General features: G+C 64.9%; 16 protein-coding genes. 11 read left to right on the top strand and 5 right to left on the bottom strand.

Annotated elements, in window-relative coordinates; genetic code table 11:
- Positions 1-1,429: 1,429 nt before the first annotated feature.
- Entirely contained in the window at positions 1,430-1,654 is a 225-nt protein-coding gene (locus K307_RS12770) for a DUF2188 domain-containing protein (protein ID WP_042878660.1), read from the top strand.
- A 455-nt stretch (positions 1,655-2,109) separates the two neighbouring features.
- Here K307_RS12770 and K307_RS12775 read toward each other — a convergent pair whose 3' ends face one another.
- Entirely contained in the window at positions 2,110-3,120 is a 1,011-nt protein-coding gene (locus tag K307_RS12775; protein WP_042878662.1) for a zinc-dependent alcohol dehydrogenase family protein, read from the bottom strand.
- A gap of 450 nt (positions 3,121-3,570) precedes the next feature.
- Between K307_RS12775 and K307_RS12780 the strand changes: the two genes are divergently transcribed.
- From K307_RS12780 to K307_RS12790, 3 genes are all read left to right on the top strand, one after another.
- On the top strand, positions 3,571-4,407 hold the full coding sequence (locus tag K307_RS12780; RefSeq protein ID WP_042878664.1) for a universal stress protein: 837 nt from the start codon (positions 3,571-3,573) through the stop codon (positions 4,405-4,407).
- Positions 4,408-4,479: 72 nt separating this feature from the next.
- Entirely contained in the window at positions 4,480-5,319 is an 840-nt protein-coding gene (locus tag K307_RS12785) for a universal stress protein (RefSeq protein ID WP_042878666.1), read from the top strand.
- Between the two features lie 120 nt (positions 5,320-5,439).
- Positions 5,440-6,000 carry a hemerythrin domain-containing protein gene (locus K307_RS12790; protein ID WP_042878668.1) on the top strand — a complete coding sequence of 187 codons (561 nt, stop codon included), beginning with the start codon at positions 5,440-5,442 and terminating at the stop codon, positions 5,998-6,000.
- 68 nt (positions 6,001-6,068) lie between these two features.
- On the opposite strand, the gene K307_RS12795 is transcribed toward K307_RS12790, so the two are convergent.
- Both K307_RS12795 and K307_RS12800 read right to left on the bottom strand, forming a co-directional pair.
- Positions 6,069-6,431 (bottom strand): DUF3307 domain-containing protein, encoded by a 363-nt coding sequence (locus K307_RS12795; protein ID WP_051974845.1) that lies wholly within the window; start codon positions 6,429-6,431, stop codon positions 6,069-6,071.
- 283 nt (positions 6,432-6,714) lie between these two features.
- Entirely contained in the window at positions 6,715-7,611 is an 897-nt protein-coding gene (locus K307_RS12800; protein ID WP_042878671.1) for a hypothetical protein, read from the bottom strand.
- Between the two features lie 278 nt (positions 7,612-7,889).
- On the opposite strand from K307_RS12800, the gene K307_RS12805 reads away from it, so the two are divergent.
- Genes K307_RS12805 through K307_RS12830 form a run of 6 tightly spaced genes read left to right on the top strand, consistent with a single transcriptional unit; the run spans position 7,890 to position 13,150 of the window.
- Positions 7,890-8,603, top strand: a complete 714-nt coding sequence (locus K307_RS12805; protein ID WP_042878672.1) for a c-type cytochrome — start codon at positions 7,890-7,892, stop codon at positions 8,601-8,603.
- Between the two features lie 4 nt (positions 8,604-8,607).
- Complete coding sequence (locus K307_RS12810; RefSeq protein WP_042878674.1) at positions 8,608-9,921, top strand: c-type cytochrome; 1,314 nt, start codon at positions 8,608-8,610, stop codon at positions 9,919-9,921.
- A 5-nt stretch (positions 9,922-9,926) separates the two neighbouring features.
- Complete coding sequence (locus K307_RS12815; protein ID WP_042878676.1) at positions 9,927-10,142, top strand: hypothetical protein; 216 nt, start codon at positions 9,927-9,929, stop codon at positions 10,140-10,142.
- Positions 10,139-10,732: a cytochrome c oxidase subunit II gene (locus K307_RS12820; RefSeq protein ID WP_042878677.1), complete on the top strand. Its 594-nt coding sequence runs from the start codon at positions 10,139-10,141 to the stop codon at positions 10,730-10,732. The genes K307_RS12815 and K307_RS12820 overlap by 4 nt, the downstream gene beginning before the upstream one ends.
- Positions 10,719-12,341 carry a cbb3-type cytochrome c oxidase subunit I gene (locus K307_RS12825; RefSeq protein WP_042878678.1) on the top strand — a complete coding sequence of 541 codons (1,623 nt, stop codon included), beginning with the start codon at positions 10,719-10,721 and terminating at the stop codon, positions 12,339-12,341. The genes K307_RS12820 and K307_RS12825 overlap by 14 nt, the downstream gene beginning before the upstream one ends.
- Positions 12,341-13,150 carry a c-type cytochrome gene (locus tag K307_RS12830; RefSeq protein WP_042878680.1) on the top strand — a complete coding sequence of 270 codons (810 nt, stop codon included), beginning with the start codon at positions 12,341-12,343 and terminating at the stop codon, positions 13,148-13,150. Before K307_RS12825 ends, K307_RS12830 begins: the two co-directional genes overlap by 1 nt.
- A gap of 47 nt (positions 13,151-13,197) precedes the next feature.
- Here K307_RS12830 and K307_RS12835 read toward each other — a convergent pair whose 3' ends face one another.
- Both K307_RS12835 and K307_RS12840 read right to left on the bottom strand, forming a co-directional pair.
- Entirely contained in the window at positions 13,198-15,210 is a 2,013-nt protein-coding gene (locus tag K307_RS12835) for a sensor histidine kinase (protein ID WP_051975050.1), read from the bottom strand.
- A gap of 5 nt (positions 15,211-15,215) precedes the next feature.
- Positions 15,216-16,619, bottom strand: coding sequence for a sigma-54-dependent transcriptional regulator (locus K307_RS12840; RefSeq protein ID WP_042878681.1), 1,404 nt, complete (start codon positions 16,617-16,619; stop codon positions 15,216-15,218).
- A 309-nt stretch (positions 16,620-16,928) separates the two neighbouring features.
- On the opposite strand from K307_RS12840, the gene K307_RS12845 reads away from it, so the two are divergent.
- Entirely contained in the window at positions 16,929-18,359 is a 1,431-nt protein-coding gene (locus tag K307_RS12845) for an OFA family MFS transporter (RefSeq protein WP_042878683.1), read from the top strand.
- Positions 18,360-18,394 lie beyond the last annotated feature (35 nt).

Here is an 18,394-nt window from a genome sequence, read left to right on the forward strand (position 1 = left end):
AACACAAGCCTGCGCAAACTGGTTTGAGCGCCGTGACCACGGCACCGCAGGCGCGCTATCCGCTCCTGACCCAACAGGTCCGCTTGGCAAAGCCGGCACGCGATGCATAGACTAGGAAGGCGCCCGTGCCAGGAGCCCCCATGACAACTGCTGCCCCTGTCGCCAATGGAATCAACCGGCTGAAATCGATGTAGCGACATGGCCAGGCAACGCTTGGCGCCATCGCGACCATACCTTCGGTTCAGACCATCCAGATCATGGCGCGCGCCGGTCTCGATTGGGTATCGATACCTTAGGCTTGCGGTCAATCAGTGCAGGTTCAGCAGTCACTTGTTTGGGCGGCAGCAGCCGCAGGAACGTCCGCGCCCGCTGGAAGGTCTGACGACAGCCGGTGGCGTGTCATGCGGCGGAACTCAGGATGCCTGACGGCCGACGGCGATCACGCTCGGCCTTCCTTCAGCGTCCTCGATGCGCGGCAGGACGCCCGAAGCAATGTTCTGCCTAACCGCAGCCATCAGTTCAGCAACATCCCAACGCCCCAGCTCGATAGCGCCCAGGGCATCGCCAGTGACTACGAATCGCCCGCCACAGGCAGCGCAGCGGTAGATGCGGCTACCACGAAGGCGATCTTGTCGGTCGAGCCAGCGTCGCGCCAGCGCAGCGCATAGTAAGCAAGGTACGGCTTCTGTTGTACTCACAGTCTACCTCAGTCGATCGCCCAACCCGCCTGACGGCCGGCCTGGCGTGTTGCAGCCTACTGCCAGCCAACAACTCTGAATGCAGCACTGCAAAAGCGCGCATTGTGGAATGCGTCCTCAATGCCCTACCCGGTTGACCAGTGCAATGCGTGCGAAGGCTGCCGGCATGCACTCGGCCAGTACCCAAAGGCGATCACCAGTTAAATGATTCTGCCCGTTGCAGCCATGGCCCCCATGTTCAGGGGGCAGCGCTAGGTACAGAGGAGATAAGTGGTCAATCCCGAGGCCTAGGGGCGCGTGGCCGTGTCCTCGCAGTCGCAGGAGCGTTGGCTTAAGTTTCATTTAAGAAACGCGCCCTGACGAGGTGGAACTGTTTGCGACACAACAGAACCAACCAATGCGGCCGAGGGATGCAGCGGCGACCCCTAGCGCCGATTACACGCCATTGTGATCACTAAGTCGCGCCCTCCCGAGAACTGCCCATCGCGCCGCGCAAGGAGGCTCCACGGAAGCGGCAATCCGGTCACTGGCCCAAGCTGATCCCGGCGCCCTAACGAAGTCAGCGCGAATCTGCCACGTTATGAGCAATCTAAGGCGTCATGCCGACTCCGGCGCGGACCTCTTGGCATTTCCGGTAACCCGCCTTGCGCGGGCATTTTTGTCGGACAACGTCTGATACCGGCGCCCTCGGCGCGCGCGGGAGACTGGCTGCATAACTTCAGGAGACAGCCATGCCGGGCAAAAACATCCACGTCGTGCCCACCGACAACGGGTGGGCCGTTGAAGCCGAGGGTGGCGCAGAGGGCGAGCAGGTCTACACCTCCCAAGATGAAGCAATCGCCGCCGGCACCAGGAGGGCAAAACAGGAGAAGGTCGATCTGCTCGTTCATAGCCGCGATGGCCATATCAGCATGCGAAATTCCTTCAGCAAAGACGCGCGAAACATCAAGAAGTGATGCAATGGCGCGACGCCCCCTCTTAAGCAGGGATATGCTACCGAAAACATAGATGGGCAATATAGACCCTGTCGAATGCGTTCACCTTCCGGGAGGCATCAGGGATTGCTATACCTCCACGGATAACCCGGACTCGGCGGCGGTCCGTCAGCGAATCGCAACGCGGTGCATTCGCTTCAGCTCGGGGCGGTAGTCATTGACCGCATAGTGTTGGCTGGCGATGTTGTCCCTGACTGCGACAGACCCCTTTCTCCATCGGAAACTTCAGCTTCGCCGCGGAGTGCTGTACAGGAAAACCCCTACAGCGAAGAAAACAGCACACATGTGAGCTGCGCTGGAGCCGCGCACAGGCATACGCCGATGTGTCGCACGGCAAGTTAATCTTGATTCAGTTGGAGCAGGCATGAGTACTCATCGGGGACAAAAATCACAGGGAACAGATATCTGCCGGGGATTTATTGCCGGAGTCTCAGGACGGCGGCACCGGAAAGGCGGCCCTCGCGCAGATCGGCCAGTGCCGCATTGGCCTGCTCCAACGGATAGGCGGTGGTGTGCGTATGCAGCTGCGTCCGGGTGGCGATATCCATCAGCGCGATGCCGTCGGCCCGCGTGAGATTGGCCACGGAACACAGGCGCCTTTCTTCCCAAAGCAGTTGGTAAGGCATGCTTGGGATATCGCTCATATGAATCCCGCCACAGACAACGGTGCCACCCTTGCCCACGGCGCTCAGTGCTTTTGGAACCAGCGCGCCGACCGGAGCGAAGATCAGCGCCGCGTCCAGCGGCACGGGCGACTGGAGGTCGCTCGAACCGGCCCAGCAAGCGCCAGTCTGGTATGCCAGTTGCTGGGCGCCTGTGTCGCCCGTGCGGGTGAAGGCGTAGACCTCGCGGCCTTGCGCCACGGCAATCTGCGTCACCAGGTGGGCAGCGGCGCCGAAACCGTAGATACCGATGCGGTGTGCATCGCCGGCCAAGCCCGCCATGCGCAGCGTCCGGTAGCCGATCAGGCCTGCGCAGAGTAGTGGCGCAGCATGTTCGTCATCGTAGGTGGGTGGAATCCGGAAGCAATAGCTGCTGTCAGCAACTACGTACTCAGCATAGCCGCCATCCCGGGTATAGCCGGTGAACTGCGGCGTATCGCAGAGGTTTTCCTGATGACGCAGGCAGTAGCTGCAATGGCCACAGGTATGTCCGAGCCATGGCACGCCCACACGGTCGCCCGGCTTGAAGGCGGTGACACCAGCGCCACATGATTCCACCTGTCCGACGATTTCATGCCCCGGGATGAGCATGGGCTTGGGATGGCGCAGGTCGCCACGGGCGATATGCAGGTCGGTCCGACACACCCCGCAAGCCGCCACGGCGATGCGCAGTTCGCCAGGCCCCGGATCGGGAACCGGCACGTTGTGAAGGCGCAGCGGCAGGCCAGCGCCCTCGAAGATCATCGCTTGCATGGTTTGGGGCATGGCGTGGCGCTCCGTCACCGCCTATGGCGCCGCGGCGCAGCTAACCTTCGGTATTGCTGCAGACCACGTCGGCCTCGGTCGGATGGCTTGGCTCAGTGCTAAGTCCGAAGAACGGCTGCCGTCAACGGCGAGCAGGATCCGCTGGTACATGATGGGCCTCCCGACAGGCACGAATGCGCGAGATCGTTGTTTCGGCTCGTTGCATTCAGCGTAGACGCCGGCGTCGATACGCGCTTGACATGCGTCTACCCGAAGCGGCGGGCCTGGCGGCGTTCCAGATCGCGAGCAAATGCTCGAGAGACGGCAGCAATACTTGAGGGCTCCACATGCCCCCCTGAGTCTCGGACTCCGTATGACGGGTGCCGCAACTGGACAGGCCCGTTGATCTGGGTCAAGAGCCGGTCGACCCTGCTGCCTAGACTGAATTGTAGCTTCAGTGAGGGGGCGATCATGGCTTACGACAGCATCCTGGTTCATCTGGACAGCAATCCGCAGGCACTGCAGCGGCTCGCAGTGGCGGGGCGGATTGCGGCGGCCAGCCAATGCCCGCTGATCGGCATGTACGCCGGTTTCATTCCCGATCCCGCCTGGTTCTACCTCATGGATGGCGCGCAGCAATTTGTGGCGGACGATCTGGCCCGGCGCAAGCAGGTGAGGGAAAACATCCGGGTGCAGTTCCTTGCTGCGACCCAAGCGCTGCCGGTGCGCACGGAGTGGCGTGCGGCAGAACGCGAGTCCGTGGCGACGGTGCTGCGCGAGGCCCGCGAGGCCGGACTGGTCATTGCCGGCCAGTACGACGCCGACAATACCGAAGGCCCGGTGGCCCGAAAACTGCTGGAATCGTTGCTGCTGGAGACCGGCCGCCCGACGCTTGTCGTGCCATGCGCCGGCAAGTTTCCCACCGTGGGTACGCGGGTTATCGTCGCGTGGAATGGCAGCCGGGAGGCGGCGCGGGCGCTTCACGATGCTGTGCCTCTGATGGCCGGCGCACAGGCGCACATTCTTTGCGCACACACTGCGGCCAAGGAGGCCAGAGCCGATGCCACCCCGGTCAGCCACGCCGCACGCGTGCTGGAGCACCACGGCGTGGCCGTGGAAATCGAACACGGTCCCGGGGGTGCTGACCTGACCATCGGCGAGCTCCTGCTTTCGCGCGCGGCGGATCTTAATGCCGACCTGATCGTAATGGGTGCCTATGGACACGGTCGCATGCGCGAACTGGTGCTTGGCGGCGTCACGCGCACGCTTCTGGAGTCGATGACGGTACCTGTGCTGTTCTCGCGCTGAAGCGAAGACAGACCAAACCGAAAGCGGTGACTGCCATGAAAACGCTTCAACGGTCCAGGCGGAGGCACTCTGATGGACTATAGGACGATCGTTGTCGAGCTCGGGCCAGACGCCGGTTGCGTCGCCCGTATCCGCATGGCTGGGGACCTGGCTTCCTGCTTTGGGGCGCATGTCGTTGGTGCCAGCGCGACTGGCGTGCGCATCGATCCCGTACGTGGCGCCGGCGACGATGCGGCGCGGTACGCAGAACTTGCGCGCCGCCGACTGCTGAGCCAGACCGCGTCGTATGGGGAGTTGCTGGGCAATACGTTGGCTGATGCCGCACCCCGGGTCACGTTCTCGCATCACGTCGTGGCGGAGGAGGCCGGCTGGGTCCTGGCGCAGGAGGCGCGCGTGGCCGATATCGTCCTGCTCGCGCGGCCGGCCCCCACAGGGGGCGGCGTGCCATCGCTTGCGGCCGAGGTGGCCGAATATGTGCTGCTGAATGCGGGGCGGCCGGTGGTCGTCCTGCCTGACCAGGTCCACCGCCTGCATGGCGGCCACGTCGTGATTGCATGGGACGGCCAGCGCGAGGCCGCAAGGGCGGTAGCCGATGCGATGCCACTGCTCCTTCGCGCCAGGCTGGTGACGATACTTGCAGTGTGGGACCGCGCCGGCAGGCCAGATGCGAAATCGGAGCCGGTCGCGGGGCTGCGTCACTACCTGCAGCGCCATGGCATCGTTGCTGCCGTGCGGACCGAACAGACTTCCTTGCCAGTTGGTCGGGTTATCTGCGATGTGCTCGGGGAGCTTGGCGCGGACTTCCTGGTGGCGGGGGGCTATGGCCACTCCCGCATGCGGGAGCTTGTGATGGGCGGGACAACGCGGACGTTGATGCGTCACACCGAAGTTCCTGCTTTGTTTTCACACTGACAGGAGGCATCGCGGGCAACTGTAACGCCTCAAAGGGCAACCGAGCACCACTGCGTCACGGTCGATTGCGGGTCGGCTTCGAACGCAACCTGAACTTAACCCGTTTCGCTGGAGCGCACCATGGCCAACTCACTTTCTGTATGGCATGCCGACCACATCAATTTCGCTCGGCTACTCGACCTTCTGGAAGAGCAGGTAGACGTTTTTCACCGTGGAAAGCAGCCAAATTACAATTTGATGGGCACGATCGTTTATTACCTGCGGAATTTTGGCGATCGCGTCCACCATCCCCGCGAGGATGTCGCGTACGCGCGGCTCGTTGAGCGAGATCCCGGCATGCAGGTTGTGGTTAACCGGCTCCAGCAAGAGCATCGCGTGATTGCCAATGTGGGCGAAGCGCTTTTAGACCGCCTGAATGAAGCCGAAGGAGATGTCATAAGTTCGCGCGCGGCTCTGGAGGCAGCCGCAGCCATGTACCTTGTGTACTACCGGAATCATCTCTCGACTGAAGAGCGACACGCAATGCCGCGCGCTGCTCAGCTGCTGACACAAGAGGATTGGGCAGCCGTTGCCGCCTCCGTTCCGGAGAGCCCCGATCCGCTCTTCGGGGAAAATGTGCAAGAGCGTTTCGCGAAGCTACACCAGCAAATCTGTGAGGAGAGACTGTCCAGCCAGAACTAGATACTTTGGATGAGCCGATGGCATTGGACCAGCTCACACGCGCGCGTGGCAGACAGGAAGCCGACGAATCAGTTCAGCTTCCCGGCGAGCCAGACCACCGCGAGGTAGGTCAGCACGTGCGCGTACTGGTCCACGCCAAATGCCCACCAGAACTGCGGCAAGTTTGGCGTCAGATTGGCGCGTCGGCCGTGGCGCACCTTCCAGCGGTCGACCATGTAGTGGACGACGGCGTCGAAGATCCCCAGCCAGAGCCAATGGGCCACACCGAAGCCGCCGAGCAGCACCGCGGTACACAGGCCATGCAGCCCCGCGTGGGCATAGCCACCTGGGCTCCGGAAGTCGCCCTTGCCGGCCAGCATCCAGCTCGGCTGCCACAGGTAGTCGCACACGAGATGCTTGGTGAACAGTGCGAACAGCAGCAGCAACTCCATGGCCAGCTCTCCACCCAAAGTCATGCCAGACCGCACGCATCAGCGACGGCACCGCGCTCTGGCTTTCCATTATCAACGAGCAGTAAAGAATAAGGCCACCATCACGATACGGACAGAAACGTGCGTTGCGGCCGGCAGAGATGCCGAGTCCCGAATTGCGCGATGGCGAGGTCTTGGTCCAAGTCCACGCCGCCGGCGTGAACCAGCTGGACTCCAGGAGCAGCGGCCACTCCCGCGGGGCACTAGTCCGCTTCCCAATGAGGAGCGCAGCCGGTTATTGGACTCAGAGGCGAAACACCACACTCAGCATCGGCCCCTTTAGGGTGAGCCTTTGCACCAACTGGTTACCGCCCAGTTGGTAGGTGATGTAGCGATAGGACAATTGCACATCCCCCCACCTTGCCGCGTATGCCGCCCCCCCGTACGCTTGAACCGTGTATCTGGAAGAACCGGTGCCGAAGTCAAGGTAATACGGCACATACCACTTGCCGCTGCTACTGAGATTGATGCGCCCACGCATACCGACTATGCCGTCGACGATATTCGCCGTCTGCGATACGCCCCCTTGTCTTGCCAATGTCGCGCCTTGTTGATTGAACGTTGCGGATAATGTCCAGTTTGCGTTAGCGCTCAGGTTCAGATATCGGAGCCCGCCCAACGGCATGACAGTTCCCCAAGGTGCCCGCAGCGCTGTATAGCTCCCCGCAAGGGCGAACAGGCCGCCGCTCAGGCCGCTGTTTACATCGGTCGCCACGTCGCGCGGGACGACAACCCTGGTGCCGCCCTCCGCCCCCACGGATTTGAGGGTGGTTTGCTGACGACTAAAGTCAAGGTAGATCGCGTCGGCAAGGACACTCCAATCTCCCTTGCTGGCTTCGACCTGCAGCATCAGAACAAACTGCAAATTCTGGAGATAGCTGTCCGGCCCCGCCCCAACATCGAGGTTGCCACCTCCGGTAGACGAGGATCCGGAGAAACGCAAAGCGCCGCTCACGTTTGGCAGCCAAAGGTACGGGGCAACGGCAAATTGCCAGCCTTCGGCATCCGTCGGCGCGGCATGCGCCGACCCGGCGGCGACAGCAAGGACGATAGCGCTCCCCAGACAATGGCGGCCCAGATTGGCGCATAGGCCTTTACTGTCTGGTGCACCGAACCGACCTGCGAGTCGCACTTTTCTCATGGCTTTGCCCCCATTTCACGACAAGCTGCGCCCCGTGCGCACGAGGGGAAGGGATTGCGGGGGTCGTCGGAGCGCCCGGTGCCGGCCCCCCTTACCAATGCAATGCCACGGGAAATGTCTACTGATCCAATCCAAGATAGCAGACGCCCATGGCGGCGAGCGCCGGCCCCGCATCGGTAGTGCCGTGGCGTCTTGGTCACAATTGAAGAAGTTGCCTTTCCGCTTGACACGGCACGCTTGACGTCTACGCTTGATGCATCCCACACGGCACACCGCCCATGCGCCCCACATGGAAGTTCACGCCGCTCGCGACGCTCCTTGTGTTTCCCCTGGTTGGGATCGCGCAGCCTGAGGCCGTCCCGGCTTTTAAGCAAGTGGACTCTCTCGAAGCCAGGGTGCAGGGCTGCGTCACCTGTCACGGCCAGAGCGGCCAAGGCACAGCAAACGGCTACTTCCCCCGCATAGCCGGCAAGCCGGCAGGGTACCTCTATAACCAGTTGGCGGCCTTTCGCGACGGCACGCGGCGGTATCCGCCGATGAACTACCTGGTGGCCTACCTGCCCGACCCCTATCTGAAAGAAATTGCCGAGTACTTCGCCAAGCTGCGGCCGCCCTTCGCGCCCAAGGAGAGCACCAACGCCGCGCCGCCCGTGCTCGCCCGCGGTCAGGCACTTGTGACCAAGGGCGACGCTGGCCAGGGCATTCCGGCCTGCGCCGCCTGCCACGGCAACGGGCTGACCGGGATGGAGCCGGGCATTCCGGGGCTGGTCGGGCTGCGCCGCGCGTATATCGTCGGCCAGCTCACGCGCTGGAAGGTAGGCGAGCGCCATGCGGCCGATCCCGACTGCATGAAGCGCATCGCCGGGCGGCTGAGCGACGCCGACGTTTCGGCGGTGGCTGAGTGGCTGTCGCAGCAGCCGGCGCCGAGCGACCCGTCGCCGGAATCCTCAAACCTGGTTCGCATGCCGCTGGCTTGCGGCAGCCAGCGGTGATGCAATGAAACGTTGGCCCGTACTCATCCTCGGCACTGCGGTCATACTCGTCATCGTGGTGCTGGCGATTCGCTTCATGCAGCGCCCCACTTCGGCGCCGCAGCAGGCGGGCTCGCCGCCGACCAAAGCCGCCCCGTCCGGGCCGGTCGGCGCTGCCACCCAGGTCATCACCAAGGGCGAGTACCTGGCCCGCGCCGGCGATTGCGTCGCCTGCCACACCGAGCCAAACGGAAAACCTTTTGCCGGCGGACGGCCAATGGCCACCCCCTTCGGCAACCTCTACGTGCCCAACATCACGCCCGACGATGAGACCGGCATCGGTCGGTGGAGCGCTGACGACTTCTACAAGATGATGCACACCGGCGTCTCGCGCGATGGCACCCTGCTCTACCCAGCCATGCCGTTCGCTTCGTATACGAAGGTAACGCGCGCGGATTTGGATGCCATTTATGCCTACCTGATGTCGGTGCCGCCGGTGAAGCATCCCAACCGGCCACATGAGTTGCGCTTTCCGTTCAATAAGCGCGAGTTGCTGATCGGCTGGCGCACCCTGTATTTCAAGGAAGGCGAGTACCAGCCCGATCCCAAGCAGACGGTGCAATGGAACCGTGGTGCCTACCTGGTGGAGGGGCTGGGCCATTGCGCGATGTGTCACACGGCCATCAATGTGCTGGGCGGCTCCAGCGAATCGAAGGAATTCGAAGGCGGCATGATCCCGAACCAGAACTGGTACGCGCCGTCGCTGACCTCCAATCGCGAGGCGGGACTGGGCAACTGGCCGATCAAGGACATCACCGACCTGCTGCAGGTGGGCATCTCTCACCGGGGCACGGTGTATGGACCGATGGCCGAAGTGGTCTACAACAGCCTGCAATACCTGACGGATGCGGACGTGGAAGCCATGGCCGTCTACTTGAAGTCGCTGGCCCCGCGCGACACCGAGCCGCCACCCACCAGCCAGGCGCGGCTGGTCCAGCCGGCGGTGATGGAACTGGGCCGGCAGATCTACACCCAGCAATGCGCGATGTGCCATGCCGAGGACGGCAAGGGCCATCCGCCCTCCTTCCCGCCGCTGGCCGGCAACCAGTCGATCACGATGGCATCGCCGGTCAATTCCATCCGCATGGTCCTCAACGGCGGCTATGCGCCTGGCACCGCCAAGAACCCCCGGCCACACGGAATGCCGCCGTTCTCACACATTCTTGACGACGATAAGGCTGCCGCGGTCGTCACCTATATCCGCGTAGCGTGGGGCAATGCCGGAACGCCGGTCGCCCCCAATCAGGTGAATGAGTTGCGCAAGCTGCTGCCGGAGTGAATCCGATGACCCCACCCAGTTCGATACCCAGCGCGAAACCGGGCGCCCCCGATCCGGACCATTCCGAGCCCATCGAGCCCACCGAGGCCGACCTGCACCGCGTGGTCAGCGCGGGGCCGACCGGCGCCTTCGCCGTGGCGGGGGTGGCGACGGCCATCGTCGTGCTGATCTACCTCGCCTTCTGGTTCTTCATCCACGTGCCGAGGGGGATGGTCCAGTGAACGCAGCGACGCCGCCTTCCAGTCCGTCCGCCGCCCCGGACGGCCATCACGCCGAAGCGGTCGCGGTCGCGGCCGAGCGGCGCTGGGCCGTGGTGGTCGGTCTCATCATCGCCGTGATCATTCTGTTGATGATTTTCGCCGGGCTGCACTGGGCGTCGATGCCGCCATCGCGCGTGGAGACGGTGGATGTGAAAACATTGCACCTGCGCGGCGAGTTCGCCGAGGGCAACCTGGGCACCGCCGTGGACGCCGACGGCAAGGTCACGGTGCGGCTGATCGCTCAGCAGTACTCCTTTGAGCCACAGTGCATCGTGGTGCCTGCAGGCGTGCCGGTAACCTTCCGCGGCACCGCCGCCGACGCTATCCATGGCTTCATCGTCGGCACGACCAACGCCAACACGATGCTCATCCCCGGCTTCGTCGCCACTTTCACCACCACCTTCCCCAAGGCAGGCGAGCACCTGATGCCTTGCCACGAGTACTGTGGCACGGGTCACGAAGCAATGTGGGCGCGGGTGCAGGTGCTGCCCCGGGAGGAGTTCATGACCCGCGCGCGTGGCGCGGAAAGGATGAACTGTGTTTCTCGCTAGAAAGCTCGTCCTCGCGCATTTCTGGGTCGCCTTCGTCGCCTTCCTCGGCGCCATCCTGCTTGGCGAATGGCAGATGTTCATCCGCAGCCCGCTGGCGCAGTGGGTCAACAATCCCGAGCACTACTACCGCTCCGTCACCGCCCACGGTACGGTCATGGCCTATGTGATGCCCACGCTGGTGGCGATGGGGTTCGGCTACGCCATCACCGAGCTGTCGCTGAAGCGGCCTCTGCTGGGGCTGCGCTGGGCGTGGCTCGGCTTCTGGCTGGTGATTGCGGGCACGGTGCTGGCGGCCATCGCCATGGGGCTGGGCAAGGCGTCGGTGCTCTACACCTTCTACCCGCCCATGATCGGCAGCCCGTTCTACTACCTCGGCGTGGTGCTGGTGGTGGTGGGCTCGTGGGTGTGGGTGGCGCTGATGTCGGTGAATCTGCACGCCTGGCGGCGAGACAACCCCGGCGCAACCGTCCCGCTGGCGCTGTACGGCACAGTGGCCGGCGCCTACCTGTGGGCGTGGACCTCGGTGGGTGCGGCGGTCGAGGTGCTGGTGCTGATCCTGCCCGCGTCGCTGGGGCTGACCGACACCATCAACGCCGGGCTAGCGCGTGTGTTCTTCTCGTGGACCCTGCATGCCATCGTCTACTTCTGGCTGATCCCGGCCTACGTGGCCTTCTACAGCATCGTGCCGCGCGCCATCGGCGGGCGGCTCTACAGCGACACGATGGGGAGGGTAGCCTTCGCGCTGTTCCTTGTTTTCTCCATGCCCATCGGTATCCATCACCTGTTTGCCGATCCGCAGGTCGGCGCGGGCTTCAAGTTCGTGCATGCGGCCATGACAGCGCTGGTGTCAGTGCCCACGCTGCTCACGGTGTTTACCATCGTCGCCTCGGTGGAGATCGCGGGGCGGCTGCGCGGCGGCAAGGGCGTGTTCGGCTGGCTGACGGCGCTGCCGTGGCGCGACCCGATGATGCTGGCGGTAACGTTCTCCTTCATCATGCTCGGCCTGGGCGGCGCCGGCGGTATTATCAACATGAGCTACCAGCTCAACGAGACGGTACACAACACGCAGTGGGTCACGGGACATTTCCACCTGATCTTCGCCGGCGCCATCGTCATCATGTACATGGTGGTCGCCTACGACCTGTGGCCGCAGCTCACGGGCTGCGCGCCGCTGCAATCGGGGCTGGTGCGCCTGCAACTGTGGCTGTGGTTCCTCGGCATGCTGGTGCTGTCGCTGCCGTGGCACTGGGTGGGCCTGCTCGGCATGCCGCGCCGCATGGCCTACTACGACTACAGCCACCCGGCGCTCCATCCGCAGGCATGGACGGTAACGGCCTCCACCTTCGGGGGGCTGGCGATGGTCGTGTCGGCCATCCTGTTTGTGCTGATCCTCGCCCGCGCCCAGCGACGCCCCGGGCCGGCGCCCGCCCCCTACACCTTTAGCCAGCCGCTACATCCCGGCGCCCGGCCGCCAGCCGCGCTGAATGGCTACGCGCTGTGGGTGGGCATGATGATCGCGCTGACGCTGGTGAACTATGGCTATCCCATCGTGCAACTGGCCATGCTGGACAACGCCCGCGTGCCGGTGGTGCCCATCGGGAGCCGCTGATGCAAGACAACCGTACGCCCCCGGACCGCAGCCCGCTCGGCAGGCAGAGTGTGATGGCTCTGGCCGTGCTCACCGCCCTGCTGATGCTGGTCGGTTTCCTGTGGCTGCCCACGGCGCAAGGCGACTTTACCGTGCGTGGACTGTGGGACACCATCTGCCGTGCCGCGGGGGTACCATCCCAATGGGCCGCCAACAGCGCTGCCCGTACCGGCCACGTCGCCACCAACGTCGTGCTGGACCGCGCAATGGGCCATGCCGCGCCGGCCGACGCCATAGGCCGGGGTGCCACGCTCGCGCTGAACTGCACCATGTGCCACGGCGCGCAGGGCATGAGCGCATCCAATGCGCCCAACCTCGCCGGACAGTATCCCGAAGTTGTTATCAAGCAGATGCAGGACTACAAGACGGGTAAGCGTCATAGTCCGATCATGGAGACGCTTTCCCGCAATCTCTCCGAACGCGACATCGCCGACCTCGCGGCCTACTACGCTTCGCTTCCCAAGGCCCGCACGGCGCCGACGACCTACGACGAGAACCTGCCCGGGTTGGTGCGCGTGGGAGACCCGCTGCGCAACGTGGCGCCCTGCATTTCTTGCCACGGGGGCGTGGATCAGAAATTTGGCGCGCCGTGGCTCGAAGGCATGCCGCAAGCCTATTTGACAAGCCAGTTGCGTGCGTTCCGCGAGGGTACCCGTCGTAATGACAGCGAGGCGCAGATGCGCAATATGGCGCGAGCGATGAGCGATCAAGAGATCGAGGAAGTTTCGAATTTTTACGCAAGGAAAAATAGTCCGGCAGAGGGGCGCTAGCCATCGCATCCGCGACGCGATGGGATGGTGCTTCCGGCGCAGGACTGCTACGCCGGCGCCCCGCTTTCGCGCAGCCACACGATGAACTCGGCGCCCTGCCCCAGCTTGCTCTCCACGGTAATGCGGCCGCCATAGCGCTCCACCAGCGCATAGCTGATGGACAATCCGAGGCCGGTCCCCATCTGCTTCTTGGTGGTGAAGAACGGATTGAACAGATTGGGCAAGTCTTCTTCACGGATGCCGCGGCCCGTGTCGCGCACATGCAGCGTCACGCCGTGCTCTTCCCAGTCCCGCGTGGCCAGCGTGAGCGTGCCGCCTTCCGGCATGGCGTGGATGGCATTGGTCAGCAGGTTGACGACCACCTGCTGCAATTCGCCGCGGCTGATGCGCACGCGGCGCGTCGCCTGCCAGTCCTGCCCGATCCGGATCTCCGGCCCCTTTATCAGGTGCCGGACCAGGTCCAGGCAACCGGCCGCGACTTCGCCCACGTCCAGCCGCTCCATATTTCCGGCGAACTCCTCCGGCCGGATGAACTGCAGCAGCCGGTTGGTCAGCAGGTAGATGCGCCGCACCTGCTCGTCGATCAGCCGGAGCTCGTGCCGGACCGGCTCCGCCGCCGGGCCGAGGATCTCGCGGGCCACGTCAAGGTTGCCCTGGATCACCGCGATCGGGTTGTTGATTTCATGGGCCACGCCCGCCGTTAGCTGTCCTGCGACCGCCAGCTTCTCCGACGTGATCAGCTGCTGGCGGGTGGCGCGCAGCACGGCGTTGGCATCCTCCAGCTCCCGGGTGCGCTCGGCCACCTTGCGATCGAGCGAGTCGGCCCAGTCCCTGAGCTCGGCATTGCGCTGCTGCAGGTCCGACAGCAACTGGTCGAACTGGCCGGCGAGCTGCCCCAGTTCGTCCTCGCTGCCGACCGGGCCTACGCGTGCCTCGGCATTGCCGGCCTTGAGCGCGCGCATGGTGCCGACCATCCGTGTCATCGGCGTGAACACGCGCCTGGCCCACAGCAGCGAGAACAGCGCTCCCGCCACGGCAAGCAGCAGGAACAAGCCCACCAGCACGCCCAGCGCCAGGTCCTTGGCCTGGCTGATCGGCCGGGCCAGGTAGCCCACGTACAGCATGCCGATGCGCCGGCCGCGGCTGTCCGCGATCGGCTCATAGGCGCTCATGTACCAGTCGTTGACCACGAAGGCCAGGTCCAGCCATTTCTCGCCGCGCAGCAGCACCTTGTCGCGTACCTCGCGGGAGACCCGCGTCCCCAGCGCCCGCTCGCCATGGAACAGCCGCACGTTGGTGGCAATGCGCGTGTCGTCAAGGAACAGCGTCGCCGTGCCCTGGCTGCCACGGGGCAGGGATTCCGGCTGGTAGACCAGTGCGTTGATGGTGTCGATAAAACCGAGGTTGTTGTTCAGCAGCGTGCCGCCGTGCAGGATTGCCACCAGTGCGCCTGCTTCATCGAACACCGGCGCCGCGGCGTGCACCACCATGCCGCGGGTTTCCAGGGTCCTGTCGGTGGGCGCCGCATTGGCGGTGGGGCGCAGCGCCACCTGTGCGCGTCGGGCCAGGTCGCCGGAAACGGCAGCCAGCTGCGCGGCGGACCAGGCATCCGTGGCGGCATCCGCGCGGCCGGCCGCGGCACTGGCCACCACGCGCCAGGCGGCATACTCCGTACCCGCGGCACTGGCCGGCGTAGCGGCAAGCAGCCGCCCTTGCGGATCGAGCAACTGCAGGAAATCGAGCCCGTGCGCGCGCCGCGCTTCGGCCAGGATGCCGGGCATGGCGCCGCCGCGGCCAAGGCCATTCACCAGCGCATGCGACCTGGCCTCCTGCAGGACCCGGTCTTCCACACCGCCGACCATATGCTCGAAGTACTCGTGGGCGACCAGCAGGTCGCTATTGACCTTGTAGGTCAGCAGCGCCTGGAACACCCGATCGCCCCATAGCGCCATCAGCAGCAGCAGTGCCACCAGCGCCACCAGCAAGGGCGCGATAACGATGGACACGAGCTTGGCGCGCAGCGAGGCGCGATAGCGGCGCAGCAGTGCGCCCGGGCGAATGAGGCTCAAGAACGCAGGCCCCACTGCAAGCACTTCCGGTCCAGCGTGCGACGCGAGATGCCCAGCCGGCGCGCGGCTTCCACCCGGTTGCCGCCCTCCGCCGCCAGCACCTGCAGGATGTGCAGCCGCTCCACCGTCTCCAGCAGCGTTGCGTCATCCGCCGGCGCGGCCGTGTCCTCTCCGGCCTCCGCCGGCAGGCTGGCCTTGGCCGGATCAGCCGGCTGCGCCAGCAGCTCGACCGGGTATTCGCCCAGGATCAAGGCACGCTCCACCAGGTTGCGCAGTTCGCGCGCATTGCCTGGCCAGTCGTAGCTCTTGAGCATTCGCACCAGCGAAGGGGACAGCGGCACCATCGGCAGCCCGAGCTGGGCGGACAACTGCTCCGAGAAATGCTCGGCCAGCGGCACGATGTCTTCCGGCCGCGTGCGCAACGGCGGGATCGCGACGGACACCACGTCGAGCCGGTAGTAAAGGTCCTGGCGGAAGCGACCGGCGGCGACCTCGTTGGCCAGGTTGCGGTTGCAGGCCGCGACGATGCGCACGTCCACGGCGATCTCGCGCTCGGTACCGAGCGGCCGGATGCGCCGGTCCTCGATCACCCGCAACAGCTTGGCCTGCATCGGCAGCGGCAGCTCCGATATCTCGTCCAGGAACAGCGTGCCGCCGTCGGCATAGAGGAACAGCCCGTGGCGTGCCCCGGCCGCCCCGGTGAAGGCGCCCTTGGCGTGGCCGAACAATTCGCTTTCGACGATCTCGGGCGCCATCGCGCCGCAATTCAGCGGCACGAACTGGCCCTGCCGCCCGCTGAGCCGATGCAGCTCGCGCGCCACCACTTCCTTGCCGGTGCCGGACTCGCCCGTCACCAGCACCGTCGACGGCATCGGTGCCACCCGCGCCACCAGCGCCATCACCTTCTTCATGGCTTCCGACTCGCCGATGAAGTGCTTGTGGATGGTGTACTTGTCCAGCTCGCGGCGCAGCAGGTAGTTCTCGCGCGCGAGCCGGGTCCGGTCGAAGCAGCGCCGGATGGCGTTGAGCATCTGGTCGACGCGGAACGGCTTGACGATAAAGTCCGCGGCGCCCGAGCGTAGCGCGGCGATGGCCGTGTCCATGTCGGCGAAGGCCGTCATCAGGATGACATCGGCGGGGTTGCCGGCCGCGCGCAGTGCCTTGAGCCACTCCACCCCGCTGACGCCAGGCAGCGCCACATCGAGCAGGATCAGGTCGAAATGGCGTTGCTCCAGCAGCGCGGCGCCCGCCTCGGCGCTGTCGGCCGTCACCACGCTGTCCACCTTACCCTCCAGCGCCCGGGACAGGAACGAACGCATGCCGGCCTCGTCGTCCACCACCAGGATCGTGCGGCGCTGCCAGTTGTCGGATTCGGCTGCGTTGGTTTGTCGTTCGCTCATCACTTTGATTCTAAGGCCCGCTTGGTGCGAAAGGCCAGTCTAGCGACAGTGCGCTAATCGGAAGTATTGGGAGTAAACCGAGCCAGCCTCCGATGCCGCGGCTCGGAGATGGACAGTTTGGCCCGCGCGCCGGGCCGCTGCCTGGACATTTTGTCCATGGCCTCGCCTCACCGCGCGGGCAGCGCGCTGCAAGCCGTTGACGGCAAACGGATTCCACCACGGGCATGGCCCTTGCTCAACGACGCGCTCCCAGCCCATCGCACCCGACGAAAAAAGAGAGGCTGCCACTTCCAGGTAGGAGACAAGTTCATGTCATATCCCGCGCAAGCGCAAACGCCCTCGCAAAAGTCCCCACACGCATCGCCATCCCGGCCAACATCGCGGCCGTCGCCCTTCTCCAAAGAAGCCATCATCGCCCGCCCCGGCTTCAACCGCTGGATGGTGCCGCCCGCCGCGCTGGCGGTGCACCTGTGCATCGGCCAGGCCTACGCCTTCTCGGTCTTCAATGAACCGCTGACCCGGATCCTCGGCGTCACGCATTCCGCGCCAGGCGACTGGCAACTGACCACGCTGGGCTGGGTGTTCTCGCTGGCGATCTTCTTCCTCGGCATCTCGGCCGCCTTTGCCGGCAAGTGGCTGGAGAAGGTCGGGCCGCGGCGCACCATGTTCACGGCGGCGTGCTGCTTCGGCGGCGGGTTCATGGTTTCGGCATTGGGCATCTGGCTGCACCAGATCTGGCTGCTGTACCTGGGTTACGGCGTGCTGGGCGGAATCGGCCTCGGGCTGGGCTACGTTTCGCCAGTCTCCACGCTGATCCGCTGGTTCCCGGACCGCCGCGGCATGGCCACCGGGCTGGCGATCATGGGCTTCGGCGGCGGCGCGATGATCGGCGCGCCGCTGTCCGTCGCCCTGATGAACTACTTCAAGAGCGCAACCAGCGCGGGCGTGGCGCAGACCTTCCTCGTCATGGGCGTGGTCTACTTCATCTCGATGTCGCTTGGCGCGCTGGCCATCCGCATCCCTGCCCCGGGCTGGGCGCCCGCGGGCTACGTTCCCACCGCCAAGGCTGGCAAGATGGTCACGCACGCCAATGTGCACATCGACCAGACGCTGAAGACGCCGCAGTTCTACCTGCTCTGGCTAATCCTGTTCCTGAACATCACGGCCGGCATCGGCGTGCTGGGCCAGGCGGCCGTGATGATCCAGGAAACCTTCAAGGGCAGCATCACCGCCGCCGCCGCGGCCGGCTTCGTCGGGCTGCTCAGCATCGGCAACATGACCGGGCGCTTCCTGTGGAGCTCCGCCAGCGACTACTTCGGCCGCAAGACGACCTACGCCATCTTCTTCGCCTGCGGCGCCGCGCTTTACCTGGCCGTGCCGGCCATTGGCGCGTCCGGCAACGTGGTCCTGTTCGTGGCCTGCTATTTCCTGATCCTGACCATGTATGGCGGTGGCTTCAGCACCATTCCCGCCTACCTGGCGGACATGTTCGGCACGGCCTACGTCGGTGGCATCCATGGCCGCCTGCTGACCGCCTGGGCCGCCGCCGGGATCGCCGGGCCGGCGCTGGTGAACTACATCCGCGAGCACAAGCTGGCGCTGGGCGTGCCCAGGTCAGAGGTCTACGTCGACACCCTGCACATCATGGCGGGCCTGCTGGTGGCGGGCTTCGTCTGCAACCTGCTGATCCGGCCGGTGCATGCGCGACATCACCTGCGCGAAGCGACCAGCGCAGCCTGAATGCCATCCCCAGCTTCCAACATACAGGAACATCA

Source organism: Cupriavidus necator A5-1, from assembly GCF_000744095.1.
Lineage (GTDB): Bacteria > Pseudomonadota > Gammaproteobacteria > Burkholderiales > Burkholderiaceae > Cupriavidus > Cupriavidus necator_A.

Excerpts from the sequence above, each read along its gene's own strand:
- K307_RS12770 (WP_042878660.1), top strand. The coding sequence starts at position 1,430 with ATGCCGGGCAAAAACATCCACGTCGTGCCCACCGACAACGGGTGGGCC.
- K307_RS12775 (WP_042878662.1), bottom strand. The coding sequence starts at position 3,120 with ATGCCCCAAACCATGCAAGCGATGATCTTCGAGGGCGCTGGCCTGCCG.
- K307_RS12780 (WP_042878664.1), top strand. The coding sequence starts at position 3,571 with ATGGCTTACGACAGCATCCTGGTTCATCTGGACAGCAATCCGCAGGCA.
- K307_RS12785 (WP_042878666.1), top strand. The coding sequence starts at position 4,480 with ATGGACTATAGGACGATCGTTGTCGAGCTCGGGCCAGACGCCGGTTGC.
- K307_RS12790 (WP_042878668.1), top strand. The coding sequence starts at position 5,440 with ATGGCCAACTCACTTTCTGTATGGCATGCCGACCACATCAATTTCGCT.
- K307_RS12795 (WP_051974845.1), bottom strand. The coding sequence starts at position 6,431 with ATGGAGTTGCTGCTGCTGTTCGCACTGTTCACCAAGCATCTCGTGTGC.
- K307_RS12800 (WP_042878671.1), bottom strand. The coding sequence starts at position 7,611 with ATGAGAAAAGTGCGACTCGCAGGTCGGTTCGGTGCACCAGACAGTAAA.
- K307_RS12805 (WP_042878672.1), top strand. The coding sequence starts at position 7,890 with ATGCGCCCCACATGGAAGTTCACGCCGCTCGCGACGCTCCTTGTGTTT.
- K307_RS12810 (WP_042878674.1), top strand. The coding sequence starts at position 8,608 with ATGAAACGTTGGCCCGTACTCATCCTCGGCACTGCGGTCATACTCGTC.
- K307_RS12815 (WP_042878676.1), top strand. The coding sequence starts at position 9,927 with ATGACCCCACCCAGTTCGATACCCAGCGCGAAACCGGGCGCCCCCGAT.
- K307_RS12830 (WP_042878680.1), top strand. The coding sequence starts at position 12,341 with ATGCAAGACAACCGTACGCCCCCGGACCGCAGCCCGCTCGGCAGGCAG.
- K307_RS12840 (WP_042878681.1), bottom strand. The coding sequence starts at position 16,619 with ATGAGCGAACGACAAACCAACGCAGCCGAATCCGACAACTGGCAGCGC.
- K307_RS12845 (WP_042878683.1), top strand. The coding sequence starts at position 16,929 with ATGTCATATCCCGCGCAAGCGCAAACGCCCTCGCAAAAGTCCCCACAC.